Origin of the sequence: Streptomyces lavendofoliae (genome assembly GCF_014649735.1) — a bacterium.
GTDB classification, from domain to species: Bacteria; Actinomycetota; Actinomycetes; order Streptomycetales; family Streptomycetaceae; genus Streptomyces; species Streptomyces lavendofoliae.
In genome coordinates, this window is sequence record NZ_BMTP01000012.1 from 215,123 (window position 1) to 241,125 (window position 26,003).

Sequence of the window (26,003 nt, forward strand, 5' to 3'; positions counted from 1 at the left end):
AGGTGCAACAGGCCGCCACTTGGGCGCTAGCGCCCCAAGGCTCGCTGAACAGGCAAGGCTGCACTAAGTGGCACGGAGTGCTGAGGTTAGGTCAGCTCTCTTCCATGGCCCGGAGAATGGTCTCCGCGTCGTCGTCAGGAACACCCTCCCCGAGGGCATGGGGGCGGTAGGCAGCAAGGCGGTACCGGTCTTGCTGAGCGGCGCGGGCCTCACGTGGCACCGACTCGAACAGGCGCTGGGTCGCAGACTCGAAGTCGTTGCGGGCTTCCAGGCTTCCACCCATGGCCACGCAGACGCGGCCGAACTCATGAACTTTGATCATCAGGTCGAGCAGGTCAGGATGGTCGGCGAGTTCCTCAACCTGTGGCGTTGCCTGTGGCGCGACTTGACTCTCGCTAAGGATCGGGTCTCCGCCGGCCAGGATGACGCCGATACTCTCCGGCTTCCATCCGTGGGCGACTGCAATCGGGACCAGCGTCGGGGGCTGCTGCCTCTTGGGCGGGTTGGAGTTCTCTGCGTTTTGGACCGCCTTGGGCGAAACGCCCGCCTTGACGGCGAACTCCTCCCGAGTGAGCCCTGCCTTCTCCCGCGCATCGCGCAGTAGGCGGCCCAGCCTTTTCCACGCTTCGGGGTCCCGGTTCATGGGGTTCAGCTCTCTCGGTAGGCAATGACACGCAACGACAGGCAACAAGGTAGCAAGATCAGGCACCGAGTGACAGGGCTGCATCCGGCCGCTGACCTGGGCTTACTCGTTGACACCAAAACTTGCCACTTCATGCCTTGACTTGCCTGCCCAAACTTGCCTAATCTTGCCAATGTGCAAGCGCGGGGACAGCGGATCCGGGACCAGCGCGAGCGATGCGGATTCAAGCTGACGACCTTCGCCAGGCTGATCGGCATCTCACCCGCCTGGCTCTCCCGGATCGAACGAGGCCAAGGCGACCCCAGCCCTGACGTGCTCAGACGCATAGCTCTCCTTCTCCAGAGGGAGCGCGTCGCCAGGGAGGCGATCGCCGCTATCACCTACGACAAAGAAGACGAGGGAAGTGATGAACACCACCCAGACGGATGAGACCTCCCCCTACCTCACCGTCCGCCAGCTCGCGAAGCGCTGGCACACCACGGAGAACGCCATCTACACGGCCAGATCTCGCCGCCGAGGTACCTACCCCAGGGGCTTCAAGCGCGGCCGGCTGGTCCTGTTCAGGCTCGCCGAGGTCGAGGCCCACGAGCAGGCCGAAATGGCTGCTGACACCCGCTTCAACCCCGACCTCGACCCCACGAACGCCCCGGTCGAGCCGAAGGCCGCTTAGTCGGCTATGCGGGCCGCCGCCGGGCTCTCACACACCGACGGCGCCCTAGTTCCACCCCTCAACCACGTACATGAAAGGGGCTTCCCATGCCTCGATCTTGCCAGACGCACCCGCAGTTGGTGCCCGTCCCGATCCCCGACGCGGTGGCTGTGCTGATCGGCCAGCAGATGCCGGAGCACGTGGCCCGCGCTGAGCGTGAGGCCGTGAACCAGGCGTTCAACATCAGCCTGTGCCGCTCGCCGCAGTACGCCGAGGCCCGCGAATGGGCCCTGTCGGACCTGGCCCGTGCGAACAAGGTGCTCGGCGCGTACAACCCGGGCCTGATCGTGAAGGCGGTGGCGGCATGAGCGCCTACGACAGCGCCGTCCAGTCCCTCATCAATGGCGGCTACCCCGAGCGGCAGGCGAAGGAGATCCTCTCGTTCGCGCTCGGCGAGGCTCAGCAGCGGGGCTTCGAAGCTGGACGCCGCGCCACCCGCGCCGAGGTGCTGCGCGAGGCAGCTGGCCACATCGAAGCAGAGCAGAAGCGTTCCGACGATCACGAGGTATCGCGCTTCGGGAAGCTGGATCACGAGAGCGTCTTGGAACGCGATGCGGTGCTCGCTGCCGTCGCTGAGCTGCGCCTGATGGCTGACGCCGCCGTCTCGGGCAGCACCGCCGGGGGCGAGCAGCCGGAGGTGGTGGCGAGGCCGCCACTCGTCCGGTGGCGGGTGGAGATCTACGACCCGCTGGCCAAGGAGTGGGTGCCCAGCGTTCCCTTCCTCGTCCGCGAGCGTGCTGTCGAGCGTCTCAACACGGAGCAGATCCACTCCCCGCGCTGGGCCGACGACGCGACGCCCGTTGACCGCCGCCTGGTCCGTGAGACGACGACCTACAAGGTCGAGGAGGTCGCGTCATGACCGCCGCCGATCTGGCCCGCGTGGACGTGCCCGCCGCGGAGGTGGCCGCCGAGTTCATGGCGCTGAAGGCCAAGCGCACGACGGACGCCCTGCTCGCCGAGCAGCGCCACCAGTACCTCGACCTCGACCCGGACTCCCAGTTCACCGTCCCGGGCAGCTGCTGCCCCGCCTGCCCGCCCCGCGAAGGAGACGCGTCGTGACCGCGCGCACGAACACCCCGGACGTCCGCAACCCGGACGGCTCCCTCACCATCCGGATGAAGCGCGCCTGCAACGGCTGCGGCCAGACTCTCGGCGATGTCGACGACCGCGATGTCGACGAGCACGGCAACCTCACCGACGTCCGTGGTGAGTGCCCGGCCTGCCGGCCGCTCGTCGAGCTGGAGGCCGCCGGATGCAAGACCTGGCGCCTGACGGTTCGCAGCATTGGTCGCATCGACGACGCCGTCGACCAGGACGGCATCTACGCCAAGGGCTACTGGGAGGACGTCGACGGCAAGCTGACGGTCACCGGGCTCCGCATCGGTAGCGGGCCGGACCGGATCGTCGCCAAGTTCGGCGACTGGGTTGTCCGGCACCCCAAGGGTCAGTGGTCCGTCCACAAGGCGCCGGAGCCGGTCTCATGACGGCTCGCCCGGTCGAGACGGTCACCTCGACGCTCCTGTCGGACCTGCCGATAGTGCCGCCGCCGGTCGCGAGCCTGCTGCTCGCCGGCCTCGACCTCGCGCCCCGCCGCCGCGTCCCCGCCTGGATCACCGACCCGGGCCTGATCGCCGACATACTCGCCGGCTTCGTCGACATCCCCGACGACCTGATCGGGGACGCCCGGTGACCGCCGGGGACCGCTTCATCATCCAGGGCCTGGCCGCAGTAGCCGCCCTCACCACCATCTCCGCCGCGCTCTGGAAGCTCGGCAACCGACTCGCCCAAGGGGGCAACTGACATGGGATACGCCAGCTACGAGGTGTACCGGAACGGCGAGCGCATCGAAGCCGGGTACACCGTGCGGGCCGTCTGCGAAATGGACGGCTGCACGAAGGAGATCGACCGGGGTCTTGCCTACCTCTGCGGGCAGACGCCTGGTGGCGACGAGTTCGGTTGTGGCGGCTACTTCTGCGCCGACCACCTGACCTACGCACAGCAGTGCACACCGTGCGGCAAGAAGGCTGACGAGGCCAACAGCTGGACCGACCCGGCGACCGGCATCACCTACGACCTTCGGGACGAGTACCTGCCGCCGGGTGAGGCGTACAAGGCGGACGGCTGGGTGTGGAAGCACCTCGGCACCTTCGAGGGTGAAGTGCCGAAGCTTGTGCCGGTGAAGCTGCCGGAGCGTCGGCCGGGAGGCCACTTGGGCGTCGCGATCACCACCTATGAGTTCGAGACTGCCGGAACGGTGGCCTGGCGGCAGGAACGCGCCGTGCAGGCCGGTGAGTCCCGTGGCTGACCGCATCGCCGAGATCCAGGCCCGCGCCGAAGCCGCCACCAAGGGCCCGTGGTTTGTCGAGCGCCACCAGCCGACCCTCACCCGCCGGGTCGTGAGCGACGACCATGCGCTCGACGCCGACCTGGGCTACCTCGGCAACAGCAACCAGTTCGACGCCGAGTTCATCGCCCATGCCCGGGAGGACATCCCGTTCCTCCTCGACGAGCTGGCCCGGGTGCAGGCGGCGGCCGACGAGCTGCTCGCCGAACGCGACGCCGCACGCCGGGAAGTCGCCGCCATGGAGGAGATGGCCGCCTTCTACAGCAAGCAGGCGGCGTCATGAGCATCGCCCAGGATCTCCGTACCCGGGCCCGGCACCGTGGCCTGACTCCGTGGCAGCTGATCCAGAAGATCGGCCGCCTCGAGCGGGAAGCCGACAGCACCGCCTGCCAGCTCGTCGCCATGGCCACCGAGATCGACGGCCTCCGCCGGGAACGTAACGAGCTCGAGGCCCAGCTCGACGACGCCGGAATCGACCTGTCCGGGGCACTGGAGGATCTCCGCGCCGCCGAGGTGGAGCTCCGTGAGCTGCGCGCATTCAAGGCCAACACGACCGCCGTGTCCGCCCCGGCCAGCACGCGGGACATCGACCCCGGCGACCAGCCGACCGCGCCCGTGCCGCTGTGGAAGGCGCCGATCGCCGGACCCGTTCAGCCCGTCCGCGACCCCGGCCACGTACCCAGCTGGGCTAACCCGGCCGCCTAGAGACCGCCGGGCCGGCGGTGAACCGGCCCTCCGCGCCCGGCGCCCAACCTTCCGGAGGAGAAGCAAATGACCACGTGCGTCGACTGCAGCCAGCCTCTCTCGCTCAGGCCGAGTCGCGGCCGTTGCAGGCCCTGCTACCGACGGCACATTAAGGAGCTGAAGCAGGCGGGCGACTTCAATCCGCTCAAGGCAGGCAGGCCATCGAGCCCTGTACAGGACCGACTTCTCTCAAGGGTCGAGAAGACCACCCACGGATGCTGGCTCTACCCGCACCAGCTGACCGAGCAGGGATACGGGCGGATCACCGACGACCTTGGTCGGACGGTTCATGCCCACCGAGCGTCATATGCAGCTTTCGTCGGACCCATCCCGGATGGGCTGCAGGTCGACCACGACTGCCACAACCGTGACCTGACATGCGTCGGCGGGCCACAGTGCCTGCACCGGCGATGCGTGAACCCAGCCCACCTCAGGGCTGTTACAGCCCGGGCGAACATCCTGAGCGGTCGCACTGTGGCAGCCCGGAATGCCGCCAAGACGCACTGTCCGCAAGGGCACGAGTACACGGCCGAGAACACGTACACGCTGGAAGGGCACGGCCGGCAATGCCTGATCTGCGTGCGCAAGCAGAAGGCATCACAGAAGCCCAAGAAGGGCCTCACCGCGGCAATGACCCATGGGAAGCGAAGCACCTATTCCAAGGGCGGATGCCGCTGCGATCTCTGTAGCGCCGCTGAACGAGCTCGAGGCCAGGCCCGACGCACAGCCGCTCGCCCCGCCAAGTTGACGAACCCCAATCAGTAGGCGTGCCCCGCTGCCCGAAACAGCGGGGCGCACCACAAGCATCCCAGGAGAACACGTGAGTTACCCCAAGCTCCTCACGCCCGAAGAGACCCTCGAAGAAGGCAAGGCGCGGCTTGGCATCCCGGACATCGTCGCCATCTGCGGCAGCACCCGGTTCATGGACGCCATGGCCGACGCCGACCGCGTCCTCACCTGGGCTGGCCACATCGTCGTCAAGCCCGGCTGCGACATGAAGACCCCGCACCCGCTGTGGGCCGACCCCGCCGACGCCGAGGCGGGCAAGGAGCGGCTCGACGACCTGCACCGGGCGAAGATCCGCCTCGCCACCCGGGTCCTCGTCGTCGGCGACTACATCGGCGACTCTACCCGCGCAGAGATCCGGTACGCGAAGTCGCTGGGCAAGCCCGTGAGCTACACCCACCCCGAAGTCGCAGCCACCCTCTGAGCCCATCCCCAGGCCGGCCGTGGAGCACCGCTCCGGCCGACGAGGGCCCGCCCCACACCCCCAGCCGGGGCGGGCCCCCTTCACCCCAAGGACAGGACATGCCACTCACCATCGGCCTCTGGCAGATCGAGGTCTACCACCGGGCCATCCACGCCACCCGCCAGCCCGACCCGAAGTGCCGCCTCTGCGACGGCACCGGCGGCGGATGGGAACCCACCCACTTCGGCCCCGACTGGGACCCCTGCCGCTGCATCGACGCCATCCGCCACCACCGCATCCCGCTCTGGTTCCGCCGCCGCTGGATCGAGGAGCCGTTCTAGTGACCGACATCCAGACCCCAACCGGTGTCCTCCTCGGCACCTACACGCCGGGCACCCCCGAGTGGGAGCAGGCCCGCGCCGGGCTGTGCATCACCGCCACCGAGATCGCCGCGGTCGTCGGCCTGTCCCCGTGGCAGTCCCGCTTCAGCCTCTGGCACAAGAAGGCCGGCCTGCCGACCGCCCCGTTCGAGCCGACGCCGCAGATGAAGTGGGGCAGCCGCTTCGAGGACGACGTCGCCGAAGAGTTCACAGAGCGCCACCCCGAGCACCCGCTGCTGACCACCGGCACCTGGAAGCACCGGGACCGGGACTGGCAGCGCGCCACCCCCGACCGGCTCCACGGCGACACCATCGTCGAGATCAAGACGACCACGTCCCCCGAAGGATGGGGCCCCGACGGCAGCGACGAAGTCCCCGTCCACTACCGCTGCCAAGTGCTCTGGCAGCAGGACACGCTGGGGCTCCACCGGCCGGCACGTCTCGCGGTGCTGATCCTGCCTTACGACTACCGCGAGTACGTCATCGAGTACGACGAGGACGACGCGAAGACCCTCCGCGACGCGGCCGAACGGTTCCTCGACGACGTCCGCCAGGGCAACCGGCCCGACATCGACGGCGCCGACGCCACCTACCAGACCATCCGCGCCCAGCCCGCCGGCCGCGAAGACCGCGACGTCGAGATCCCGTTCGGCCTCGTCATCCGCTGGGACGACGCCTACGAGGCCCACCAGCAAGCCTCCATCGAACTCACGAAGGTCCGCGGCGAAGTCCTCGACTGGATCGGCGACGGCTACCGCGCCGTCTGCGAAGGCCGCCGCATCGCCTACCGAACCGTCAACCCCGACGGCTCGACCCTCGCCCTCCAGCCCTACAGGAGCAGTTGATGACCACCCAGCAGATGCGGCCCATGACCACCCGCGAGTGGGAGGCCGCCATCGACGCCGCCGATCTTCTCGTCGGGCCCTCCTTCGGATTCCAGTCGGTCACCGGTGACTGGGAAGCGGCCGTGCACGTCGCCACCGGAGACAACCTCACCGACGACGTCCGGCAGGAACTCATCGAAGAGCTCCGCAAGGCCGTCAGCGAAACCGTTAACCGCGTCCTCCGCACCCGCACCGCCCGCGTCACCTACTCCACCGCACAGCCCCAGGAGAACTGATGAGCCAGATCGGCAACGCCCTCGAGAAGCGCGACGCCTCACCGGGCGCCGTCGTCGAGCAGTACCGCGACAGCCTCGCCCTCGTCATGCCCAGTCACCTCCAGGCCCGCGTCGGCGCCTGGGTCCGCACCACCCAGGGCATGCTTCGCCGCGACCCCAAGCTCCTGGAAGCCGCGCAGAACGACGTCGGCCAGTTCCTCGCCGTCCTCATGGACGCCGCCCGGCTCGGCCTCGAACCGGGGACGGAGCAGTACTACCTCGTCCCCCGCTGGAACAAGAGCAAGCGGTGCACCGAGGTGACTGGCGTCCGCGGCTACCAGGGCGAGATCGAGCTCATGTACCGGGCCGGCGCCGTGTCTTCCGTCATCGTCGAGGTGGTCCGCACCCGCGACAGCTTCACGTACAAGCCCGGCGTCGACGAACGGCCCAAGCACGACATCGACTGGGACCTCGAAGACCGAGGCGACCTCCGCCTCGTCTACGCCTACGCCGTCATGAAGGACGGCGCCACCAGCAAGGTCGTCGTCCTAAACAAGGGCCACATCGCCAAGGCGCGGGCCAAGTCCGACAGCGCCGACAAGTCCTGGTCCCCGTGGAACACGGACGAGGAAGCGATGTGGATGAAGACCGCCGCCCACCGCCTGACCAAGTGGGTGCCGACGTCCGCCGAGTACATGCGCGAACAGCTGCGGGCCGCGAAGGAAGTCGCCGCGGAGACCCCCGAGCAGATCGCCACGATCCCCGCCCCGGCGCCCGGATCCGTTGACGGCGACTACGACGAGGGCCCCATCGAGGGCGAGCTCGTCGACTAGCAGCACCGGGCCGCCGCGGCCCGAACCTGCGGCGGCCCACCCCCCAGAGTCCCACAGCGATCGGAGCCCGTCATGACCTCCCAGCTCCAGCTCTCCGTCCCCAATCGTGCCGCAATCAACCCCGAGGCCGGGGAGGCAGCCAAGCAGGCCGGCATGAGGCGCATCGGCCAGCTCGACCCCCAGTGGGCCGCCGCGTGCGACAAGCGGATAGCGAAGTTCGCCGCCCGCGGCGTGCCCTTCCAGGCCGCCGACCTCGTCGAGGACGGGCTCCCCGAACCGCCCCACCCGAACTGCTGGGGCCCTCGCTTCGGCGCCGCATGCAAGCAGGGCGTCGTCCGCCACGCCGGCTACACCCAGTCGAAGCGGGCCACCGTCCACAAGTCGATCTGTCACCAGTGGATCGGCACCGGGACGGAGCAGGCCGCATGAGCCCCGCCGTCCAGGCCCTCGCCTGGGTGGGCGCCACCTGGATGGCCGCCGCGCTCTACGTCGCCGTCGCCAAGCCGTTCCGGGCCGACCCACCCCGCCGCACCCCCGAAGACGTCCAGCGCGACATCGCCGAACGCCGCGCCCGCCGCGACCTCGACACCTGCCGCGGCATCTGGCCCGACCCGCCCAGCTGGCGCGTCGCCGCCACCCAGCACCGCCTCGACACCGCCAAGCAGCGCCGGAAGGAGAACCCGTGACCACCGCCGACCACCGCGAAGCCCCCCACCACCGCAACCTCACCTGCGTCAAGGAGTACCGCTGCCGACTGCCGGAATGCGTCGCCCGGCACAACGCCTACCAGCGACGCGTCTACCGGCAGAAGGGATACGGGACCTGGCAGCCCCTCGTTGACGCCGCCCCCGTGCGGCAGCACATCAACAACCTGCGCGCCGCCGGCCACAGCATCCCCGAGATCCAGAAGCAGGCCGGAGTCGGCGCCGCCACCCTGGCCCGCGTCCTCTACGACGGGACCAACAAGCGGGCCGAGCGGATCCGCCCTGAGGTCGCCGAACGCATCCTCGCCGTGCCCCTCACTCCCGCACCCGTCAAGCCGAGCACCATCATCGACGCAACCGGCACCCGCCGCCGCCTCCAGGCCCTCGTCTCCATGGGATGGACGCTTACGGCACTCGGCCCCCGGCTCGGATTCCACCCGCGGCAGCTCACCGGACTGCTCTACGGCGACCGTGTCCTGGCCTCCACCGCGCGTCGGGTCGCCGACGGCTACCGGGTGGTGCAGACGCTCGACCCGGTAGCTCACGGGGTGCCGCAGCGTTCCGCGACCCTGTCCCGCAACCTGGCCGCCCGGCAGGGCTGGCACGGGCCGCTCGCGTGGGACGACATCGACAACCCCGCAGCGGAGCCGGAGGTCCTCGAGCCTTACGCCCCGCCGGCCGCGAACGGCCGTGACTCCATGCGCATCCCGGAGATCCGACACCTGCTCGGCCTGGGCGAGTCGCCGGCCTCCATCGCACGGCAGATGGGCGGCAACGAGAAGTACATCCGCGACCTGATCACCCAGAACGGCCTCAGCCGAGCCGCCTAGCCCGCACACGACAGAGCCCCGCACACAGCGGGGCTCAAGGAGAGGAGGAGACGTGTCAGTCGTCGTCTTCGGTCTCGAGGAGGGCGCGCTTCTCGCCGAGCGCCTCGCAGGCCCGCACGTAGAAGTCGAACGGCACGATCACGGCCGCCTCCTTCCCGCGGTTGACCAGCACCGTCGCTTCGCCGGCGTACCGGGACCGCGAGATGACCTCGCCCAGGACGTTGCGGGCTTTGGCGATCTTCGTTCGGCGCTCGTTGCGGGTCGCGGTCATGCAACCACAGTAGCGGATTTGTCACGCCACACAACAGCGCAACATCGCTTTCTTAGCTATGATGGCTACGAACTGAGCGGCTGGGACACGCCGCCCTAGGGGTCCGCTTTGCCCTGCCCAACAGACCTAGCCGCACCCCAGAGAGAAGGAACCCGTGAGCACTGAGGCCGTGACATGGGCGATGGACGACGCACCCATGCTGCGTACCGCCGCCGGGAAGCCCGACGCCACGGCCCGCCACGTCCTCCAGGCACTGGCGGAACACGCAGACAAGACGGGCAAGAACGCGCACCCCTCGATCACCCGGCTCCAGTACCGCACCGGCTACGACCGGCGCACCGTGCAGCGGGCGCTCCGCCGCCTCGAGGACGCACGACTCATCAGCAAGGACGGCGCGGTACAGGACCGCACCCGCTGGAAACTCTCCCTCAACCTGATCCGCCCGGCTTCCGACTGGGACGAGATCGAGCGAGCCGAGGACGCCAGCCGGGCGGCGGCAGCAGAGCGTCAGCGCCGATCCCGAGCCAAGCGCGTCACGCACTCAGACGACGTGACAGTCACGGATCAGAACGGCGTGACGGATCGCGATGTCACGCACTCTGACTCCGCACGTCACGCATTTGAAGTGCGTGACGTCACGCACTTCAACTCCGCACGTCACGCACTCAGTGCCGCCGTAACCACCAATCAACCACCAGTAGAACCACCAACAACCGAACTGGCTGAGGTGGGTGACCACAGTTACCCACCCCACGAGTCCGGGCCGAACGCCCCCATCGACGACGACGGATTCGCGGTCACCGACACGATGCGCCGCTGGGCCCTCGCCACCTTCGGCCCCAACTTCGACATCGAGCACTCCACCGCCCAGTTCGTCGACCACTACCGATCCACCGGTGTGCGCCGCCACTCCTGGCCCGCCGCTTGGCAGAAGTGGATCCGCGAAGACGCCCGCAAGGCCGCCAGCAGGCGCAGCCACGGCAACGTCATCCAGCTCCCCACCGGCCAGACCCTCACCGGCACCGACGCCCGAGTCGCCGGCTGGCTCAACCTTCCGACTGAGGAGAACCCGTGACTCCCGACGACGCGAAGCAGCTCCTCGGAGCGTGCGCCGCCTTCGACAACCGCCAGCCCAGCCTCATCGCCGCCCGCGCCTGGGCCACGTCCCTCAAGGACATCCCGCTCGACCAGGACTGCTTCGACGCCGTCGCCCGCTACTACGGCACCCCGCCCAAGGAAGCCGGACAGCGACTCTGGATCCAGCCCCACGACGTCCGCTCCTGGCGCGACATCATCCGCAAGGAACGCCTCGAGAACTTCGTCTACGACGGCGACCCGGACGAGACCCCCAAGCAGTACCTCGCCAACTACCGCCGCCAGATGGACGCCGTCGCCTCCGGCCGCGTTGCCGGCCCGTCCAACGCCCCGGCGCTCGAGGGCGGCCCCCACCCCCAGGTGCTGCGAGAGCTGGAGGGCATCGGCCGGACAGTCCCCAGCGCGGACGAGGCAGTCGCCGAGGTGAAGCGCTCCGGGCCCCTCGGCATCGAGTGCCCGGTCCCCGCCTGCCAGGCCCCGATCGGTCGGCCGTGCAAGTCCGCGCTCCGTAGCCGCGCCAGCAAGGTCATCCACCCGGCCCGGCGCCGCGCCGCGAAGGGCGAGCCGGTCACCAGCGAGACGCCGGAGGAAATCGAGCAGCGCCGCCAGGCAGCCCTCGCCAAGCTCGAGCGGATCATCGACCACCAGGAAGCCGCCCGCGAGGAGGCCCTCGGTGACTGACATCGATCCGGATGACGTGGCGGCGATGCGGCGGGAGAACGGCGGCAGGGACTTCCGGTTGTTCATGCGGCAGCAGATCGCCGAAGGCAAAGCCCGCCGCGACAAGCCCGCCCCCGCCAAAGAGGCCGCCCCGCCCGGCTACCGGCCCGGCGCCTGGCCGACCGGCAGCAGCCCGCCCGGCCCGCTCAAGCCCCAGCCGCCCGGCGCCTGGGAGTACGCCCTCCACCGCTACCGCCAGAACGAAGGCAGCGACCGCGACCCCTGCGAATGCGGCGCCTGCGACACCACCAGCCACGACACCGAGGAGAACCAGTGATCGCCCCGACGTACATCACCCACGGTCGGAAGTACCACGTCGATCCCGCCTGCCCCCGAATGATCCACGGTGAGGAACTGCACGACTGCGAAGGCGACTCCGACTGGGGCTACGGCGGCTTCACCGCCGGGTCGTACCGCCGTGAGGACCCGTCCCCAGAGTTCGCTGCGATGCGCGGCAAGCTGCCCTGCCTCGGCTGCGTCCCGCCCGAGCAGCGGGTGTTCCCGCCGCTGTACGGCCAGACGTTCGGGCACGAGCCGTTCCTGTACGACGGGGTGCCGATCTGCCGACGGTGCTTCATCGAACACCGATCGTTCCGGGAGGCCGTGGCCTGGCCCTGCACTTCGGCCGTCGTCCTCGGCCTTGTCGCACGCGAGCAGGCGACCTCATGACCCGCCGCCCGTCCGCCCCGATGCCGACTGAGCTTCGCCGCTCCATGCGCGCCGGCCAGCACCCGGCCCGCTCCGTGCCGTGCCCGCACTGCGGGGCCGCCGCCCACAAGCCGTGCCGCGTCCCGTCCCGCGACCGGATCCTCGCCCAGCCGCACCCGCAGCGGATCTCCGCCTGGGCCCGCCAGACCGCCTGCTGCCCCCAGTGCCAGGTCGAACCCACCATCGCCTGCCACGACGAAGGCCGGCCCCGCCACACCATCCACAACCGCCGCTACCAGGAAGCCGAGGAGACAGCCGCATGAACGCTCGTCAGATCGAAGCCGACTCCAAGCAGATCTTCGAGGCCCTCGCCCACGGCATCGCCGGCGACGACGAAACCGCCATGTCGATGATCCGCCCCATCGTCCGTCGCAGCGACGCTGCCATGTACGCGACGTTCTGCTCCCTCGCCGAATCCGCCAGCTTCGACGCTCGCCAGCAGCCGGATGCTGGGGACCACTTCGTCCTGGAGGTCGAAAGCATCGAGACCGGCCAGAAGGGCAGCGTCGATGTCCTCCCGCCCGGTGTCCGTTTCGCTGCCCAGTTCGTCACGGCTTGGGCCAACCGTGACCAGGAGACCACCGAGGCGCTGTACCTGGCGCTGTACGAGTCCAGCCCGGAAGACCTTGGCGTGGGTCTGAGGGCGATCTACGAAATGGCCGTCGTTTCCCTGCGAGCCATGGTCGAGCGCAAGCGCGCGGGGGGTGTCGGATGAAGGTCCGTGCCGACATCGCCGCCCTGATCCGCGCCGGCCACTCCGACGCCTCGATCGCCCACCGCCTTCGCTGCTCGCGCTCCACCGTGTGGGAGGCCCGCTGCGCCCTCCGCCTCCCGCCCTCGCGCATCCTCGGCCGCTTCTACGCCGAAGCCGTGCCGACTGGCGAGGTCCGCGACTACCGGCCCGAGCGCATGCCCACCTCCCCGGCCCAGCAAGCCGCCAACCGGGAACGGCTGATGGCCGCACTCCGCGAGGCCGCATGACCGCCCGCCCCGCCTCCTGCCCCAGCCCCGCCAACCCGAAGGACACCCGATGACCGGCCTCCCGTCCCGCGTGCCGAACGGCTTGACCGTCCTCGACACGTACAGCTGTGCCGGCGGCATGGCCATGGGCTACTACCTCGCCGGGTTTGACGTGGTCGGGGTCGACATCGACCCGCAGCCCGACTACCCGTTCGAGCACCACGTGGGCGACGCGGTCGAGTTCATCCGCGACCACGGGGCCGACTTCGACCTGATCCACGGCTCGCCGCCCTGCCAGGCGTACACGCCGCTCAACGCCTACAACCACAAGGTCTATCCGGACCTGATCGCCCCCACCCGCGAGGCGATGCTCGCCACCGGACGGCCCTACGTCATCGAGAACGTCGAGGCCGCGGCGCCCGAGCTGAAGGACCCCACCCTGCTGTGCGGTCCGATGTTCGGCCTCCGGGTGTACCGGCACCGGCTGTTCGAGACGAACTGGCGTCTGCCCGCGCCGCCCCACCCGGCGCACACGGCGATCTGCACCCGGAACGGCTACCTGCCCACCCCCGAGAAGCCGTTCATGACGATCACCGGCGGCCGGCACTCCCGCGCCTGGCAGAACGCCGCCTGTGACGCCATGGGCATGCCGTGGATCAAAGTCCCCGCCGGCGGTGACATCAAGCGCGGCATCCGCGAGGTCTGCGAAGCCATCCCGCCGGCCTACGCCCAGTGGATCGGGCAGCACGCCACCCAGGTGATCCGCCGGCAGCTCCCCGCCGCCGCGTAATGCCCGCCTCCTGCCCCAGCCCCATCAACCCCAAGGAGAACCCCGTGATCAGCCCCGACCAGTGGTCCACTATCCGCAGCCTCGTCGACTGGATCGACCGCGAGAACGGCCGTAGCCCGCACGAGATCGCCGTGCGGATCCTCAAGGTCACCGAAGAGGCCGGCGAAGTCGCCTCCGCGTACATCGGCATGACCGGCCAGAACCCGCGCAAGGGCATCACCCACAGCCGCGCCGACGTCGAGGCCGAACTCTGCGACGTGATCATCACCGCCGCTGTGGCCCTCGCATCGCTCACCGACCAGCCGGCCGCGGTCCTCGACGCGAAGCTCGCCAAGGTCGCCGACCGGGCGGCCGTCACCCCCGCCCCGTGACGCAGACGGCCGCCCCGCGGGCAATGCGGGGCGGCCAGCCCACAGTCCACCACACCAGGAGACACACCCGTGAACCCAGCCGCCACCCCGGCGCAGCTCCTCGCCGCCGCCCGGGACGCCGAGATCGCCCGCCGCCCCGACCTGTTCCGCCGCCTCAACCACGCCCAGGACGTCCTCGCCCGCTACGACGCCGGCCAGCACGACGACGAGACAGTCGTCGACCAGGCCCTCGCCGACATCAGCGCCGTACTCGCCGAAGCCACCGCCATAGCCCGCGAGGCCCAGCCGTGACCGCCGAGTGGGTCGAGCCGTGCCTGTGGTCCGACGATCCCGAGCAACTCGCCGCCGAACTCGACGCGGCAGAGCGGGCCTTCCTCGACCTCCATGGCCTCCCCGCCGACGGCAACCCCGACCGCTACCCGCTTATCGACCACGGCCGCAGCCCCGCCCGCCGCCACGTACCCCACCACCGGCCCATTGATGACGTGTTGGAGGACCTGTAATGCCTCGCCGCCCGGACCGGATCAGCCCCGGACAGCTTGCCGCTCTCCGCCTCAGCGCCAGCGGCTACACCTCCCGCGAGATCGCCCGCCGCCTGAAGACCACCGAGGCCGGCATTCATGTCCGACTCACCGCCGCCACCCACACCCTCGGTGCCCGATCGCGAACTCACGCAGTGGCCATAGCCCTCTGCACGGGACTGCTTCGGCTCGACGAGGTGGAGATGGGGCGAGAAGCCGCCCAGGCGCCCGTCTCGCGGCCTGAACCGCCACCGGGGTCCGCCAGTCGGTCCGCTGCTCCGAGAAGCCGCCAGGCGCCCGCACAGCCGATCCGTGACGAGAGGACCGCCGCGTGAACCCCAAATCGACTCCGCCAGAGGGCCTATACGGCCGCGAGAGCGCCCAGGAGGCGGAGAGTGCACCACGAGCCGCCGACGCCGAGAACGCGGCTCAGACGGGCGCTGACGGCTTTGACGGCCCCGGATGCCTGAACGGCGCGTGCGCAAGGGCCTGCACCACCGAGTGTCGAGAAATCATCAACCACGCCTGGCATTCCTTGCGAGGCACCACCCCCACGCCCGCCCCGGCCAACGTCCGCAATCAGATCGCGGAGGCGCTCGCTGGGCACGCAGGGTCCAAGGCGTTCCTCACCGACGAGCCCGGCTGGGACCACGTGCGCACGGTGTGGCTGGCCCACGCCGACGCCGTGCTGCGGGCGCCCGCCATCGCCGAAGCCCTCACGGCCGTCGAACAGGTGCGGCAGATCGCCGAGCACCACCTCCACGACTCCGACGATGGCACCGACCCGTGCGCCGCCGCCATCCTCGCCGCCCTCGACCAGCAGGAGCGACAGTGACCGACCTCCACGGCTGGATCACCCAGCAAGTCGAGCGCGTCGAGGCCGAAGTCCGCGCCCGGCTGATCGGCCACGTCGTCGCCTTCGCCCCGGATGGCGGTGGCACGCCGATCGCCGGGTCGATCACCGACATCGACCAGACGGCCGACGGTCTGCAACTCACCGTCGACCAGTACGGCACCCCCACGCCCGGCCCGACGCCGTTCGACCCAGACGCCGTCCTCCGCCGCTGCGAAGCCGACCGGCGCATCCTCGCCCGGCACGGCACGTGGCCCGGATCCGACTACTGCGACGGGTGCGGGCCCGACCTCGACACCCGCATCTCCGAGTGCCCCGAGCTCCTGGACCTGGCCCACGCCCACGGCATCACCGACGAGATCCTTGCCAGCCTCGACCACCCCGAGCCCCCGCCTCGCCCGCCGCACACCCCGCGGCCCGAGCGGATCTGGCCCACCACCCCCATGGCCGACGTGCCGCCCGCACTCCGCGGCCCCAGCTGGCAGGCAGACCGGTGAACGACCTGAGTAAGCGCCTCGCCGAGATCCAGGCCCGCTGGGAGCACGGCCACGACGAGCTCACCGACGGGTGCGCCCTATGCATCGCCGAGTACGACGAAGCGTTCCGCGCAGTCCACGACCTGCCGCCCGCCGCCTGACCGCACCCGCACCGCCCGAACGGAGAACGCCGTGAACGACGCCGCCCCGCTCTGCGTGATCTGCCCCCGCGCCCTGTTCGACGACGAGCACGGCCGGTACATCTGCCGGCCGTGCGAACGACGCATCGACGAAGACCTCCTCGCCCTCGCCGGCCCCAGCGGGCTGTACGCCCGGCTCTGCCTCCGCATCCAGCCCGGACGCGGCAGCGGCGGCCCCATCGTCTCCGGCACCCGCGGCGCGTCCATGCCGCCCAGCGAACACGTCCTCACCCTGACCGCGAACGGCGGCATCGTGTCCACCCTCGAAACCTGGGTCGCCGACTGGGCCACCTACGGGCTCGGCGTCGTCTCCACCGGCGGCCGACTCCAGCACCGCGTCGACCAGGCCGTCGTCACTCTCCGCCTCAACCTCACCCGAGCCGCCGCCCTCCATCCTGCTCTGGATGAGTTCGCCCGGGAGATCCGGCAGGCGCGACGCCAGTGCGAGGGACACATAGGCGGCGAGAAGCCGGCCCGCCGCATCCCCGTCGCCTGCCCGTGCGGCCACGTCATCAAGACCACCATCGACACCCAAGGCGAAACCTGCCGAGGCTGCGGCGAACAGTACGGGCACACCGAAGTGCTCCGGCTGCCCATGGCGGAGAGGCGGGCAGCGGCGTGACAAAGGCCCCGACCGATGGTCGGGGCCTCCTCGTGCGTATGGGGTCAGCGGCTCGAAGTCGCGAGGTACTCGGCGCGCAGCGTGGCCAGCTGGGCGTGCTTGCGGCGCATCTCGTCGACCCGCGCCTGCAGCGTGTTGATCACAGTCTCGAAGCCGTCCGGGTCGAGGCCCTCGATCCAGTGGTCGTCGACGACCTCGATGTCGATGTGGGGCAGACGCTGGGAGACGCTTCGGTCAAACGGGTTGACGTTGACCATCAACCCGAGAACGCGGAACTCCTCCGGCTCACCGTCCACGTTGATCGGCAGCGTGACGCTCTCCGGCTCCTGGTAGCACCAAATGTCGTCGCGGAACGTCGGCGACCCCATATCGCCGCCGTGGTCTGCAACGCAGCCGCGCATGCAGGTGATCGAAACCTGCCGGCCGGTAGCCCGGTCAGTGAACGACCAGGATCGGGGCTGGTCCGTGGCGACGGAAGAGGGCAGAGTTGATACGCTCATGGAGAGCTCCTTCTTTGATCGGGATGAGCGACTGATCAGCGGACGGCCATCCGCTGGTTGAACAGGCCGGGCGTTTCAGCGCCCGGCCTTCGTCTTTACCGGGGGGCGTGTTCCCTTCGAGGGTCCTGACGTGGCGCACCGGCCGGTGAGGGCTTGGGTACCGACGACGCCGTCCACCCGTCCGTCAATGCAAGGATCAAAGCCAGGGTGCGAACGGGGAAGTACTCAGCTCCTCGGACGGGTGACTCTCGGGCGTCCCGGAGCGCTGCTAGGACAGTCCGCTCCAATCGCGGCGCAACGTCGCCGGGCAGACCCTCAACGAGGCGTATGACGTGGTCGAAGCCGTCGCGTGCGTGATGTCTAAGCCGAGGCCGCGGATCGCCAGATGTGATGCCGAACTTGACGACGTCGTTCAGGTCGTCGGCGACGACATAGAAGACGTCCCATGCCTTGCCCGCGCATGTGCGACAGAGACCGCGGCCCTGTTGCACATCGCTCGGTCGGGCCGCACTCTCGTGCCCCTGAGCGCAGCGAACTCGATGACCCTCACCTGCACCCAGCCAGACTGGTTCGAGGACGATGCCGCCCAGCTTCTTGACACGGGCTTGAAACGCTGCCTCTGCGGCCCGTGGATCGCGCCCCGCACATACACGACAGATTCCCTTGCCCTGTTGCACATGACTGGGGCGAGGCGTGCTCTCGTGCCCCTGAGCGCAGCGAACTCGATGACCCTTGTTCTTGCCGAGCCATGTCGTTTCCAGAACAACGCCGCCCAGCTCGTCCACGCGGGAACGAAATGCCTCCTCAGCCGCCTTCGGGTCGTTGCGCGCGCATGTGCGACAGAGGCCGCCCCCCTGCTGGACGTGGTTTGGTCGAGGCGCAGCCAAATGCCCTGCAGCACAGCGGACACGGTGTCCGTGGTGTTTGCCGAGCCACATCGGTTCCAACACTTCCCCACCGAGTTCTGTGACTCGCTGGCGAAATGCCGCCTCGGTGGCTCTGGGGTCGTTGCCGGCACACGTGCGGCAGAGGCCCTTACCTTTCTGCACATCTGTCGGGCGAGGAGTAGCCAAATGGCCTTGGACGCAACGGACACGGTGGCAGTAGCGGGCTCCGAGCCAATTCGGTTCGAGCACCTCGCCGCCCAGCTCCTCGACGCGAGCGCGGAAGTTGGCCTCAGCTTGTGTCGACCGGACTGAGCGCTTTCGAGTGGCGGTCACGCGGGCGCTCCGGGTGTCGGTGATCCGGCATTGCGCGAGAGATGGAGCGCAGTGCGCTCGGCTAGCACTTCCGTCATTTACATCCTTCCGGCATGCGACGGTGACACGCTCCGTGCGGATGGAGTCACGGAACGACAGTAATGCTTATTCGCATCTGTATCAAGCTCTCGCGTGAGACTGGGCATGCGAAAGCCCCCGACCTGCGCCGGGGGCCCTCTGGTTGAACTCAGTGAAGGGGCAGGCGGTAGCCCATCTTGAACAGGTGGGCTGGCTTCACGAGGGTGGTCACCTCGATGGGGCGCCGGTCGTCGCTGTAGACGACGCGGAACACCTCGATCACTGGAATATCCGCCGGCAGCTCGAGGTGCACATACTCGCGCGTGGTCGCCGGCCGGGAGGAGACTTCATCCTCCTGCTCGCGTGGCGAGTACCCCATGGCGGCGAGGAGGGTTGGAGACCCGCCGGGGATCTTCCGTCGATCCGCCAAGCCCGTCCCCCGTGCCAGGTCGACCGGATAGTACGAGTCGACCACTTCGGCCGGCTCGTCATCCAGGAGCCCGACACGGGATCGAAGCACGGCAACCTCACCGTCCGCCAGTCCGAGAACGGCTCGAACCCTGCGAGGGGGGGCCGACTCGCCAACGAACAGGAGGCGGTTGGCGCCTCGCTGCGATCGCTTGGCCGCTTCGGTCACCCAGCGGTAGGGCTGCCCGTCTTCCGCTGGCGCCATGAAAGACGCTGGCTGGATGGTCTGTGTCGCCCGCTCTCGGACATAGACGCCACTACCCGCCCGACCCTCAAGCAGACCTTCGGTCTTTAGGATCCCGAGGGCCCGCTGGATCGTCACGTTCGACGCTCCATACTCTCCAACGAGGTCCTCGGTGGTGGGGATCTTCGAGCCGGGCTCCCAGTCGCCCGACATGATCAGCTGGCGAAGGTTCGCGGCGATCCGCTCAGCGAGGGGCCTCTTGTCTTCGTGCGGCTTAGCCACGTCAGTCCACCTCGATCTCGCTAGTGCTCCACATTTCTTGCACCCACGCCTTCCTCCCTGTCCGGGCTCTGACCTGAAGCTTAATGCCTTGATGCGTACACGAGTCCGGTTGGCCAGGGACACGCACGACCCATAGGGCTTGATACAAGGTGCATCAAACCTTTATGGTTGCGACAACGCCCCAAGCCCACGAAGGGAGCAGTGAATGCTGCGCGTGAAGGAGGTCGCGACCCGACTCAAGGTGCACCCCGCGACCGTGTATCGCTGGATCAAGGACGGCCACCTGGAGGCCGTCCGCTACGGAAAGCCGCAGGTTGCGGGAGCCGTCACGCGTGGCCCCGGCGGAGCGATCCGCGTGCCCGAGTCCGCGCTCGCCGCATTCACCCCGCCCCCGGAAGCCGAGGCCGCGTGATGACCGACGACGAGCGCAAGGCCCTGTCGGACAAGGTCCGCGACGCAAACAAGCGGTCGAGCACCCGGCCCAAGTAGGCCCCTCTGACCGCCGCGTCCGCGGTCCCACCCCCTGCCGCGGGCGCGGCACCTCCTCCCATCCGCTTGACCAACGGAAGGCACAGCCATGTCTCAGACCACCGTCATCACCGACATCGTCAACGCCGAGGTCGACAAGCTGAAGCGCGAATACGCCCGGAAGGAGTTCCAGGGGGTCCACTCCGGTTCGGTCCGGTTCGGACTGTTCGGGAACCTGGTGGGCGCCGAGGTCTCAGCGGAGCAGCGCATCGCCGTGGGCAAGATCGACGGGGGCGTGTGTGTCAGCCACACCCTCGTAGCCGTCTGCACCGGCTTCGGCTGCACCGACCCGCTCATCGAGGTCTCGACGCGCCGCCTGATCTTCGACTGCGACCACGGCGACGTCACCGAAGCAAGCCGACAGCTCGCCCGCGAGCACGCCCAGTCCCACGCCGAGACCTGCCGGGCCATGCCCCGCCCCACCGCCTGACCTCCCGCCGCCCCGGGCACCCCGAACCGAAGGAGAAGCCCATGGAGCCCAGCATCCACGGCCACGAACTGTCCCCCGGTGACGAGCTCGGCCACGACACCGCCCCCACCTGCTGCGGCGGCGAGATGGACCCCACGAACAGCACCACGTACAGGTGCGGCCACTGCGGCACGGTCCTCGAGGTCAACGGCCTCGGCCTCGTCTCCGACATCCGCTAGGTCCCCTCCCCATCCCGGTTTGACCACCCGAACGGAGATTCGCCATGCGTTTCACGACCCGCCTGATCGACCAGTACCTGACCGCTCTGCGTACCGGCGACGAGCTGGAGATCGCCCGCATCGAGGCTGTCGCCGCCGATTACGACGCCCACAACCCGGACTCCCGGCTCCTCGACGAGCTCGAGGCCCTTCGGATCCCGGTGGCGGCGTGATGCTGCCCCGCCCCGTCGCCGACTGGCTCGCCCTGTGGCGCGACCTGCCCCGCCACCCCCGCCAGGTGCTGCTGAACCGGGCGCACTACCCGACCAGCTCGATCGCGATCGTCGCATGCATGGCGCTTGACCTGATCGTCGGAAGCCCGGTCACGACCTACCTGACCTACACCGCCCTGCTCATCGGCGGCCCGAGCAGCGCAGTCGCCATCGGCGGATCGGTCGCCCACTCCCTGTGGGGACGCGGCCGGATCTGGAACGACCTCGAATGCGAGCCGTGCCGGCCCGGCCCGGACGACGGCGATGACGACGAGCCGGAGCCCGACGACCCGGCCGGCGGCGGGGGCCTCGCCCTCGACCGGCTCTGCGACCAGCACGTCCTTGCCGCGTGACCGGCTGCCCGCCGGGCCCGAACCCGAGAGGACGCCTGATGGCTGACGACCCGTGCGCAGACCACTGCCCGCAGGAGCTGGACCACGAGCAGTTCTTCGCCCGAGGCATGCCCGCCCTCTGCGGGTGCACCCCAGCCGAGTAGTCCACCACCCAGCAACAGACCGAAAGGACCCCGTCATGGGCCTGTTCAGCCGAAGCGCCGAGCCGAAGGGCTACCAGCCCACCGACGCCGAGATCGCCGACGCCGCGCGGCAACTCAACGCCGGCAGCCACCACGCCGCCTACGACCTGACCCTCCACGCCGGCGACTACCAGCAGCAGACCGCCATGCGGATCCTCGGCGCCTGCGTCGACGAGCAGGGCTGACGGCTGCCCGATCCGCCCGTCTCGCACGGGCGGTGAGGGGAGCCGGGACAGACCCGGCCCGAGCCGAAGGAGCCCCCGCATGTCCGACCGCATGAAGAAGCAGGCCGAGCAGAACCGCGCCGTGGCGAAGGAACTCCGCAACCGCGACAAGAACGACGCGGCGAAGCGCTACGAGGACCGCGCCGCTGAACTCGAGTCCGGACGCGTCACCGACGTCACCGACTCGGTCAGCCGCCTCATCTCCTGGGGCTTCGGGCGCTGACGGTAGCCCGCGGTGCTCAGCCCCCGGGGTGAGCACCAAGGAGATCCGTCAGACCCCTCCTCCGACTGACGAAGGACCCGCCATGTTCCCTGACCTGCTTGCTGCCCTGACGAAGGCGCGTGTCGCCCTCCTGATCGCCGGCCTCGCGTGGCTGTTCGGTGTCGCCCCGGCCTGGCCGGCGCGTGTCGGCCTCGCCGTCCTCGTCCTGGCCGCGCTCCTCCTCGACGCGGCTATCGACGAACAGAAGGCCCGTACCAAAGCCCCGCCGCCAGCCGGCTACCGCACCGCCGCCTGACCACCCCCGCACCCGGAAGGAACGATCACCGTGAGCAGCACCTACCGCTCGTGGGACGAGCGCGAAGCTGACGCCGAGAAGACTCGCGCCGAAGCCGCCAAGCTCCAGGCCGAAGCGGCTGCCGCCACCCAGACACTCGACGCCGTCGCAGCCAGGACCGAGACCGAGAAGCTCGCCGAGCAGGTCAAGCAGGCCCGCCTCCTGAAGACGCTCACCGCGGTGGAGGACGAGGCGGCCGACGACCGGCGGCACCGACAGGAGAAGCGTCGGGAAGAGCAGCTGGACAGGGGCGTCGCGTTCAAGCAGCTCGTCACCACCATCTTCATCCTCGGCCTCCTCGCCTCTCTGCCGTCGCTGATCGACTACTTCCTCGACCTCCGCGCCGAGGGCAAGCCGGACACCGGGCCCGCCTGGTACCTGCTGCCCGTGCCGTTCTTCCTGGAGCTGCTGGCGCTGACGTCAGTCAGGGGCACCCAGTGGGCGGTCCGCAAGGGCTTCGCCCGATGGCCGTTCTGGATCCTGACCGGCGTACTGGCTGGGTTCGCCGGCTACATCAACGGCACTAAGGGTGCCGAGCTGTTCGGCCCGATCGCTGGCACCGCCCTGGCTGCGACGTCGATCGCCGGGCCGGTGCTCATCGAGATCCGGGAGCTGATCGAAGCCAGGACTGCAGGGGACAACCGGAGCGCTGCCCAGCGGGCTGCCGACAAGGCGAAGGCCCGAGCCGAGGCGGCCAAGGCCGCGAAGCAGCGCAAGAAGCGGCAGCAGCAGGACCGTGAGCGCGAGGCCCTGTTCCCGAATGAGTTCAAGGAGTACCGGAAGATTCTGGCGTCGGTCCCGGCTGATTCCCTGAGTCGTGACGACGCGTGGTCCGAGGCTCAGGTAGCTGTCCGCTTCCCCAAGGTGTACGACCGCTTCCAAGACCTGCTCGCGCTGCCCGGTGCCCCAGCCCGCCCCGTGGTCCTGGATGCCGCCTGGCGCGACGTCGAAGGCGGCCCGCTCGGCACCACTGCCGCCTCCCTCGCCCGCCGGCTGCAGGCGGAGAAGAACCTCGCCGACGTTCTCCAGGCCGCCGAGTACACCCCCGAGCGCGTCGCGGTCGAGCACCTCCTCGCCGACCTGTTCCCGGACCGACTCGGCGGCGAGGAAGGCCCCGCAGGGGCGGTTCCCGGAAAGGGCCCACAGGGGCCCTCTAAGACCCCTGGAGCCCTTGGGGGGATTGAGAAGCAGCCGGTTGGCCGTGCGCCTCGCAAGGACGCCACTGAGCCCCTCCGCGAGGCCGACATCGAAGCCGCCAAGAAGCTCCGCGACGCAGTGCCGCCCGCCCAGTTCTCCACCCCCGCGGTCGCCAAGCTCCTCGGCCGCAGCAAGGTCTACGCCCGCCGCGTCCGCGACGCCGTCCAGTCCGAGCAGAACTGAGGACCGCAGCCATGACTACCGCCGCCCACACCCCGCAGCAGACGGCCGACCGGCCGGCGTTGACTCTCGTGACCGACCAGCCGCAGCCGCTCGAGGGCACGGTCGTCAAGCACCAGGGCGCACCCCTCGACCGGCCTGCTTGGGTCCTCTCCGGCTCGGAGCTCGCCCGGCAGGCCGGCCGTCACGCCGTCGACAACCGGCTCTACATCGGCTGGACCCTCCGCGGCTACGGCCGGCTCGCCCGCCGCTTCATCGACGGCTGGCGCGACGACTACCCGCAGCTGATCCACACCGCCCGTGCCGAGCTGAAGGCCGCCAAGGGCGACATGAACACCGAGCGCAGCATGAAGAGCGCCGTCGAGCGGTACCGCGCCGAGTACACCCGGCACCGTCAGATCTACGCCGCCAAGACCGGGGGATGGGCTGCCGCCGCGTCGACCGCCGCCGGGGTCGGCGTCGCCCAGGGCGGGCTGTGGGTGTCGGTCCTCCTCGGCATGGTCACCGTCACCGTCGGCGCCATGCGTGGCCGGCCCTCCGCCATCGCCCTGGAGGACGACCCGGGCCGTATCGAGATCCTGGCCGTCGAGGGTGAGCCGTTCCCGATCGCCGACGCGTCCAGCCGCACCGAGGCCGCCGAGTGCGTGCGCCGGGCCCTGGTCTCCGAAGGCGTGAACGTCGCGTCGGTGGAGGCGAACCGGCGCTACGACTGGGGCTGGGAGGTGACCGTCCGGCTGAAGAAGGGCACCCCTGCTGACCTGATCGCCAAGGCGCCCGAGCTGGAGACTCCTCTCGACCTGCCCACGGACGGACTGCTGTGCCAGCCGCTGCGAAAGAAGCGGTCGCAGGTTGTGCTGCGGCTTGTGGAGGGTGACCCGTTCGAGAGCATGCCGGCGCTGCCGGACCGGGCGCCGAACAGCTTGCGGATGCGGGACAAGGCTCTCGTCGGCAAGCGGATGGACGGTCAGGCGACTGAGCTGTCGTTCCTCGGCGTCCACTTCATCGCCATCGCTTCCTCTGGTGGCGGCAAGTCGGTGACGCTGCGGACGATCGGTGACGTCCTCACCGCGTGCGAGGACGTGGTCGTCGTCGACCTCGATCCGGGCGGCAACGGCCTGGAACCGCTCGCCGAGGCGGTCGGGGTGCGGGTGGTCGGCGCGGACGAGATGCACCTGATCGAAGCGGTCCTCGAAAAGCTCCTGAAGATCGCGAAGGCTCGGGCGACCCTGCTCGGGAAGCTCGGCATGGGCGACAACTGGGTCCCCTCCCGGGAGTACCCGGCGATCGTCGCCCTAGTGGACGAGTACCCGCAGCTGTCCCAGAAGGCCAAGGCGCTGGTCGTCGCGATCCTCCGCGTCGGCCGCAAGTCCCGCGTGCAGATCGGGCTGGCCGCCCAGGAGGCCACTAAGGACTCGATCGGTGCCACGATCGCCGACTCCATCGCCCTGAAGATCGTCGGCCCGAGCAGGCACCAGGACATCGTGCAGGTCTTCGGCGCCGGAGCCGGTGCGAACGGCTGGCGGCCCGACCGGCTCCACCCCGCCCAGGGCGAAGACCCGGCCGACGCCGGCAAGGTCTACATCATGGGCGGCGGCTCCACCGACCCTCTGATCCACAAGTTCATCGCCATCGGTCCCGAGGAGGGCAAGCGGCGGGCCGCCGAGCGCGCCAGGGCCGGGCGGCCGTGGATCGACGCTGTGTCCCTTGAGGCGGCGGGCGTGACGTTCGACGACCTCGACACCATCCGCCCTCACGACCGGCTCCCGGAGCCGATTGAGCTCGCCCGCGCCGCCTTCACGGCCGGCGACGACCCGGAGCGGATGACGACCATCGAGCTGTACGAGTACGTGGCCGCCGCCGCCCCGGAGACCTGGGCGCCCCGCGAGGGCGAAGAGGCCGAGCAGGGACGGAACCGCTTCCTCGAAGCCCTCCGCGACGCCGCCGCCGAGGTCGCCCCGAACGTCGACATGAAGACCCGGCAGTGGCGCGGAGGTCGCGGCTACTACCTCTCGACGCTGATCGAATTGACTGGCGAAGACGCCTGAATCCCGGACCGGGGGGGGCGTGACGTCGCAGGTCACAGCCGTGACGCCCCCCGTGACAGGCCCGT

Annotated in this window: 49 protein-coding genes; 45 read left to right on the forward strand and 4 right to left on the reverse strand. The window is 69.6% G+C overall.

Annotated features, from left to right (window positions below; genetic code table 11):
* Positions 1-91: 91 nt before the first annotated feature.
* A complete protein-coding gene (locus tag IE109_RS22755) occupies positions 92-643 on the reverse strand; it encodes a helix-turn-helix transcriptional regulator (RefSeq protein WP_189552870.1) in 552 nt (183 codons plus the stop codon).
* A gap of 174 nt (positions 644-817) precedes the next feature.
* Here IE109_RS22755 and IE109_RS34080 point away from each other — a divergent pair, with 174 nt between their 5' ends.
* From IE109_RS34080 to IE109_RS22845, 19 genes are all read left to right on the forward strand, one after another.
* On the forward strand, positions 818-1,072 hold the full coding sequence (locus tag IE109_RS34080; RefSeq protein ID WP_189552871.1) for a helix-turn-helix domain-containing protein: 255 nt from the start codon (positions 818-820) through the stop codon (positions 1,070-1,072).
* A complete protein-coding gene (locus IE109_RS22765; protein WP_189552872.1) occupies positions 1,050-1,313 on the forward strand; it encodes a DNA-binding protein in 264 nt (87 codons plus the stop codon). Before IE109_RS34080 ends, IE109_RS22765 begins: the two co-directional genes overlap by 23 nt.
* A gap of 86 nt (positions 1,314-1,399) precedes the next feature.
* Positions 1,400-1,660, forward strand: a complete 261-nt coding sequence (locus IE109_RS22770) for a hypothetical protein (RefSeq protein WP_189552873.1) — start codon at positions 1,400-1,402, stop codon at positions 1,658-1,660.
* The gene (locus tag IE109_RS22775) at positions 1,657-2,211 is read left to right on the forward strand and encodes a hypothetical protein (protein WP_189552874.1); all 555 of its coding nucleotides are present in this window, start codon (positions 1,657-1,659) and stop codon (positions 2,209-2,211) included. The genes IE109_RS22770 and IE109_RS22775 overlap by 4 nt, the downstream gene beginning before the upstream one ends.
* Positions 2,208-2,411, forward strand: coding sequence for a hypothetical protein (locus tag IE109_RS22780; protein WP_189552875.1), 204 nt, complete (start codon positions 2,208-2,210; stop codon positions 2,409-2,411). Before IE109_RS22775 ends, IE109_RS22780 begins: the two co-directional genes overlap by 4 nt.
* Positions 2,408-2,836 (forward strand): hypothetical protein, encoded by a 429-nt coding sequence (locus tag IE109_RS22785; RefSeq protein WP_189552876.1) that lies wholly within the window; start codon positions 2,408-2,410, stop codon positions 2,834-2,836. Before IE109_RS22780 ends, IE109_RS22785 begins: the two co-directional genes overlap by 4 nt.
* Positions 2,833-3,042 (forward strand): hypothetical protein, encoded by a 210-nt coding sequence (locus tag IE109_RS22790; RefSeq protein WP_189552877.1) that lies wholly within the window; start codon positions 2,833-2,835, stop codon positions 3,040-3,042. Before IE109_RS22785 ends, IE109_RS22790 begins: the two co-directional genes overlap by 4 nt.
* A 111-nt stretch (positions 3,043-3,153) precedes the next feature.
* Positions 3,154-3,657: a hypothetical protein gene (locus tag IE109_RS22795; RefSeq protein WP_189552878.1), complete on the forward strand. Its 504-nt coding sequence runs from the start codon at positions 3,154-3,156 to the stop codon at positions 3,655-3,657.
* Positions 3,650-3,979: a hypothetical protein gene (locus IE109_RS22800; RefSeq protein ID WP_189552879.1), complete on the forward strand. Its 330-nt coding sequence runs from the start codon at positions 3,650-3,652 to the stop codon at positions 3,977-3,979. Before IE109_RS22795 ends, IE109_RS22800 begins: the two co-directional genes overlap by 8 nt.
* Entirely contained in the window at positions 3,976-4,401 is a 426-nt protein-coding gene (locus IE109_RS22805; RefSeq protein WP_189552880.1) for a hypothetical protein, read from the forward strand. Before IE109_RS22800 ends, IE109_RS22805 begins: the two co-directional genes overlap by 4 nt.
* 66 nt (positions 4,402-4,467) lie before the next feature.
* Positions 4,468-5,205, forward strand: coding sequence for an HNH endonuclease signature motif containing protein (locus IE109_RS22810; protein ID WP_189552881.1), 738 nt, complete (start codon positions 4,468-4,470; stop codon positions 5,203-5,205).
* Positions 5,206-5,260: 55 nt separating this feature from the next.
* On the forward strand, positions 5,261-5,650 hold the full coding sequence (locus IE109_RS22815; RefSeq protein WP_189552882.1) for a hypothetical protein: 390 nt from the start codon (positions 5,261-5,263) through the stop codon (positions 5,648-5,650).
* Positions 5,651-5,748: 98 nt separating this feature from the next.
* A complete protein-coding gene (locus IE109_RS33305) occupies positions 5,749-5,970 on the forward strand; it encodes a hypothetical protein (protein WP_229891439.1) in 222 nt (73 codons plus the stop codon).
* Positions 5,970-6,854, forward strand: a complete 885-nt coding sequence (locus IE109_RS22820) for a YqaJ viral recombinase family nuclease (protein WP_229891441.1) — start codon at positions 5,970-5,972, stop codon at positions 6,852-6,854. The genes IE109_RS33305 and IE109_RS22820 overlap by 1 nt, the downstream gene beginning before the upstream one ends.
* Positions 6,854-7,129, forward strand: a complete 276-nt coding sequence (locus tag IE109_RS22825) for a hypothetical protein (RefSeq protein ID WP_189552884.1) — start codon at positions 6,854-6,856, stop codon at positions 7,127-7,129. Before IE109_RS22820 ends, IE109_RS22825 begins: the two co-directional genes overlap by 1 nt.
* Positions 7,129-7,941: a recombinase RecT gene (locus IE109_RS22830; protein ID WP_189552885.1), complete on the forward strand. Its 813-nt coding sequence runs from the start codon at positions 7,129-7,131 to the stop codon at positions 7,939-7,941. The genes IE109_RS22825 and IE109_RS22830 overlap by 1 nt, the downstream gene beginning before the upstream one ends.
* 72 nt (positions 7,942-8,013) lie before the next feature.
* On the forward strand, positions 8,014-8,370 hold the full coding sequence (locus IE109_RS22835; RefSeq protein ID WP_189552886.1) for a hypothetical protein: 357 nt from the start codon (positions 8,014-8,016) through the stop codon (positions 8,368-8,370).
* Complete coding sequence (locus tag IE109_RS22840) at positions 8,367-8,627, forward strand: hypothetical protein (protein ID WP_189552887.1); 261 nt, start codon at positions 8,367-8,369, stop codon at positions 8,625-8,627. Before IE109_RS22835 ends, IE109_RS22840 begins: the two co-directional genes overlap by 4 nt.
* Positions 8,624-9,475 carry a hypothetical protein gene (locus IE109_RS22845; RefSeq protein WP_189552888.1) on the forward strand — a complete coding sequence of 284 codons (852 nt, stop codon included), beginning with the start codon at positions 8,624-8,626 and terminating at the stop codon, positions 9,473-9,475. Before IE109_RS22840 ends, IE109_RS22845 begins: the two co-directional genes overlap by 4 nt.
* A gap of 55 nt (positions 9,476-9,530) precedes the next feature.
* Here the strand turns inward: IE109_RS22845 and IE109_RS22850 are convergent, their stop codons facing one another.
* On the reverse strand, positions 9,531-9,746 hold the full coding sequence (locus IE109_RS22850) for a type II toxin-antitoxin system prevent-host-death family antitoxin (protein ID WP_189552889.1): 216 nt from the start codon (positions 9,744-9,746) through the stop codon (positions 9,531-9,533).
* Between the two features lie 154 nt (positions 9,747-9,900).
* On the opposite strand from IE109_RS22850, the gene IE109_RS22855 reads away from it, so the two are divergent.
* The 16 genes from IE109_RS22855 to IE109_RS22930 all read left to right on the forward strand — a co-directional run bounded on the left by IE109_RS22855 (position 9,901) and on the right by IE109_RS22930 (position 17,062).
* Entirely contained in the window at positions 9,901-10,821 is a 921-nt protein-coding gene (locus IE109_RS22855; RefSeq protein WP_189552890.1) for a helix-turn-helix domain-containing protein, read from the forward strand.
* Positions 10,818-11,522, forward strand: coding sequence for a zinc finger domain-containing protein (locus tag IE109_RS22860; protein ID WP_189552891.1), 705 nt, complete (start codon positions 10,818-10,820; stop codon positions 11,520-11,522). The genes IE109_RS22855 and IE109_RS22860 overlap by 4 nt, the downstream gene beginning before the upstream one ends.
* Positions 11,515-11,838, forward strand: a complete 324-nt coding sequence (locus tag IE109_RS22865; protein WP_189552892.1) for a hypothetical protein — start codon at positions 11,515-11,517, stop codon at positions 11,836-11,838. Before IE109_RS22860 ends, IE109_RS22865 begins: the two co-directional genes overlap by 8 nt.
* Positions 11,835-12,230, forward strand: a complete 396-nt coding sequence (locus IE109_RS22870) for a hypothetical protein (RefSeq protein ID WP_189552893.1) — start codon at positions 11,835-11,837, stop codon at positions 12,228-12,230. Before IE109_RS22865 ends, IE109_RS22870 begins: the two co-directional genes overlap by 4 nt.
* A gap of 20 nt (positions 12,231-12,250) precedes the next feature.
* Positions 12,251-12,532: a zinc finger domain-containing protein gene (locus IE109_RS22875; RefSeq protein ID WP_229891443.1), complete on the forward strand. Its 282-nt coding sequence runs from the start codon at positions 12,251-12,253 to the stop codon at positions 12,530-12,532.
* Positions 12,529-12,984 (forward strand): hypothetical protein, encoded by a 456-nt coding sequence (locus IE109_RS22880; RefSeq protein ID WP_189552895.1) that lies wholly within the window; start codon positions 12,529-12,531, stop codon positions 12,982-12,984. Before IE109_RS22875 ends, IE109_RS22880 begins: the two co-directional genes overlap by 4 nt.
* Complete coding sequence (locus IE109_RS22885; RefSeq protein ID WP_189552896.1) at positions 12,981-13,250, forward strand: helix-turn-helix domain-containing protein; 270 nt, start codon at positions 12,981-12,983, stop codon at positions 13,248-13,250. Before IE109_RS22880 ends, IE109_RS22885 begins: the two co-directional genes overlap by 4 nt.
* A 49-nt stretch (positions 13,251-13,299) precedes the next feature.
* Positions 13,300-14,019 carry a DNA cytosine methyltransferase gene (locus IE109_RS22890; RefSeq protein ID WP_189552897.1) on the forward strand — a complete coding sequence of 240 codons (720 nt, stop codon included), beginning with the start codon at positions 13,300-13,302 and terminating at the stop codon, positions 14,017-14,019.
* Positions 14,020-14,063: 44 nt separating this feature from the next.
* Positions 14,064-14,390: a MazG-like family protein gene (locus IE109_RS22895; RefSeq protein ID WP_229891445.1), complete on the forward strand. Its 327-nt coding sequence runs from the start codon at positions 14,064-14,066 to the stop codon at positions 14,388-14,390.
* Positions 14,391-14,459: 69 nt separating this feature from the next.
* Positions 14,460-14,681: a hypothetical protein gene (locus IE109_RS22900; RefSeq protein WP_189552898.1), complete on the forward strand. Its 222-nt coding sequence runs from the start codon at positions 14,460-14,462 to the stop codon at positions 14,679-14,681.
* Positions 14,678-14,893 carry a hypothetical protein gene (locus tag IE109_RS22905; protein WP_189552899.1) on the forward strand — a complete coding sequence of 72 codons (216 nt, stop codon included), beginning with the start codon at positions 14,678-14,680 and terminating at the stop codon, positions 14,891-14,893. Before IE109_RS22900 ends, IE109_RS22905 begins: the two co-directional genes overlap by 4 nt.
* Entirely contained in the window at positions 14,893-15,246 is a 354-nt protein-coding gene (locus IE109_RS34085) for a LuxR C-terminal-related transcriptional regulator (RefSeq protein WP_189552900.1), read from the forward strand. Before IE109_RS22905 ends, IE109_RS34085 begins: the two co-directional genes overlap by 1 nt.
* Before the next feature lie 200 nt (positions 15,247-15,446).
* Positions 15,447-15,746, forward strand: a complete 300-nt coding sequence (locus tag IE109_RS22915; protein ID WP_189552901.1) for a hypothetical protein — start codon at positions 15,447-15,449, stop codon at positions 15,744-15,746.
* On the forward strand, positions 15,743-16,261 hold the full coding sequence (locus IE109_RS22920; RefSeq protein ID WP_189552902.1) for a hypothetical protein: 519 nt from the start codon (positions 15,743-15,745) through the stop codon (positions 16,259-16,261). Before IE109_RS22915 ends, IE109_RS22920 begins: the two co-directional genes overlap by 4 nt.
* Positions 16,258-16,401, forward strand: coding sequence for a hypothetical protein (locus IE109_RS22925; protein ID WP_189552903.1), 144 nt, complete (start codon positions 16,258-16,260; stop codon positions 16,399-16,401). The genes IE109_RS22920 and IE109_RS22925 overlap by 4 nt, the downstream gene beginning before the upstream one ends.
* 31 nt (positions 16,402-16,432) lie before the next feature.
* A complete protein-coding gene (locus IE109_RS22930) occupies positions 16,433-17,062 on the forward strand; it encodes a hypothetical protein (RefSeq protein ID WP_189552904.1) in 630 nt (209 codons plus the stop codon).
* 44 nt (positions 17,063-17,106) lie between these two features.
* Here IE109_RS22930 and IE109_RS22935 read toward each other — a convergent pair whose 3' ends face one another.
* Together IE109_RS22935 and IE109_RS22940 are read right to left on the reverse strand one after the other, a co-directional pair.
* Positions 17,107-17,562, reverse strand: a complete 456-nt coding sequence (locus tag IE109_RS22935; protein WP_189552905.1) for a DUF6907 domain-containing protein — start codon at positions 17,560-17,562, stop codon at positions 17,107-17,109.
* 1,446 nt (positions 17,563-19,008) lie between these two features.
* Positions 19,009-19,773 (reverse strand): GntR family transcriptional regulator, encoded by a 765-nt coding sequence (locus IE109_RS22940; RefSeq protein ID WP_229891447.1) that lies wholly within the window; start codon positions 19,771-19,773, stop codon positions 19,009-19,011.
* A gap of 205 nt (positions 19,774-19,978) precedes the next feature.
* On the opposite strand from IE109_RS22940, the gene IE109_RS22945 reads away from it, so the two are divergent.
* The 10 genes from IE109_RS22945 to IE109_RS22990 all read left to right on the forward strand — a co-directional run bounded on the left by IE109_RS22945 (position 19,979) and on the right by IE109_RS22990 (position 25,938).
* Positions 19,979-20,185, forward strand: coding sequence for a helix-turn-helix domain-containing protein (locus IE109_RS22945; RefSeq protein ID WP_189552906.1), 207 nt, complete (start codon positions 19,979-19,981; stop codon positions 20,183-20,185).
* 165 nt (positions 20,186-20,350) lie between these two features.
* Positions 20,351-20,731, forward strand: a complete 381-nt coding sequence (locus IE109_RS22950) for a hypothetical protein (RefSeq protein WP_189552907.1) — start codon at positions 20,351-20,353, stop codon at positions 20,729-20,731.
* 41 nt (positions 20,732-20,772) lie between these two features.
* Positions 20,773-20,949, forward strand: coding sequence for a hypothetical protein (locus IE109_RS22955; RefSeq protein ID WP_189552908.1), 177 nt, complete (start codon positions 20,773-20,775; stop codon positions 20,947-20,949).
* Positions 20,950-20,993: 44 nt separating this feature from the next.
* Entirely contained in the window at positions 20,994-21,161 is a 168-nt protein-coding gene (locus IE109_RS22960) for a hypothetical protein (RefSeq protein ID WP_189552909.1), read from the forward strand.
* Positions 21,161-21,553 carry a hypothetical protein gene (locus IE109_RS22965; RefSeq protein ID WP_189552910.1) on the forward strand — a complete coding sequence of 131 codons (393 nt, stop codon included), beginning with the start codon at positions 21,161-21,163 and terminating at the stop codon, positions 21,551-21,553. Before IE109_RS22960 ends, IE109_RS22965 begins: the two co-directional genes overlap by 1 nt.
* Before the next feature lie 178 nt (positions 21,554-21,731).
* Complete coding sequence (locus IE109_RS22970; RefSeq protein WP_189552911.1) at positions 21,732-21,920, forward strand: hypothetical protein; 189 nt, start codon at positions 21,732-21,734, stop codon at positions 21,918-21,920.
* A 79-nt stretch (positions 21,921-21,999) separates the two neighbouring features.
* Complete coding sequence (locus IE109_RS22975; RefSeq protein WP_189552912.1) at positions 22,000-22,182, forward strand: hypothetical protein; 183 nt, start codon at positions 22,000-22,002, stop codon at positions 22,180-22,182.
* Between the two features lie 82 nt (positions 22,183-22,264).
* Positions 22,265-22,477, forward strand: coding sequence for a hypothetical protein (locus IE109_RS22980; RefSeq protein ID WP_189552913.1), 213 nt, complete (start codon positions 22,265-22,267; stop codon positions 22,475-22,477).
* Positions 22,478-22,507: 30 nt separating this feature from the next.
* Positions 22,508-23,896, forward strand: a complete 1,389-nt coding sequence (locus IE109_RS22985; RefSeq protein WP_189552914.1) for a hypothetical protein — start codon at positions 22,508-22,510, stop codon at positions 23,894-23,896.
* Between the two features lie 11 nt (positions 23,897-23,907).
* On the forward strand, positions 23,908-25,938 hold the full coding sequence (locus IE109_RS22990) for a hypothetical protein (RefSeq protein ID WP_189552915.1): 2,031 nt from the start codon (positions 23,908-23,910) through the stop codon (positions 25,936-25,938).
* Positions 25,939-26,003 lie beyond the last annotated feature (65 nt).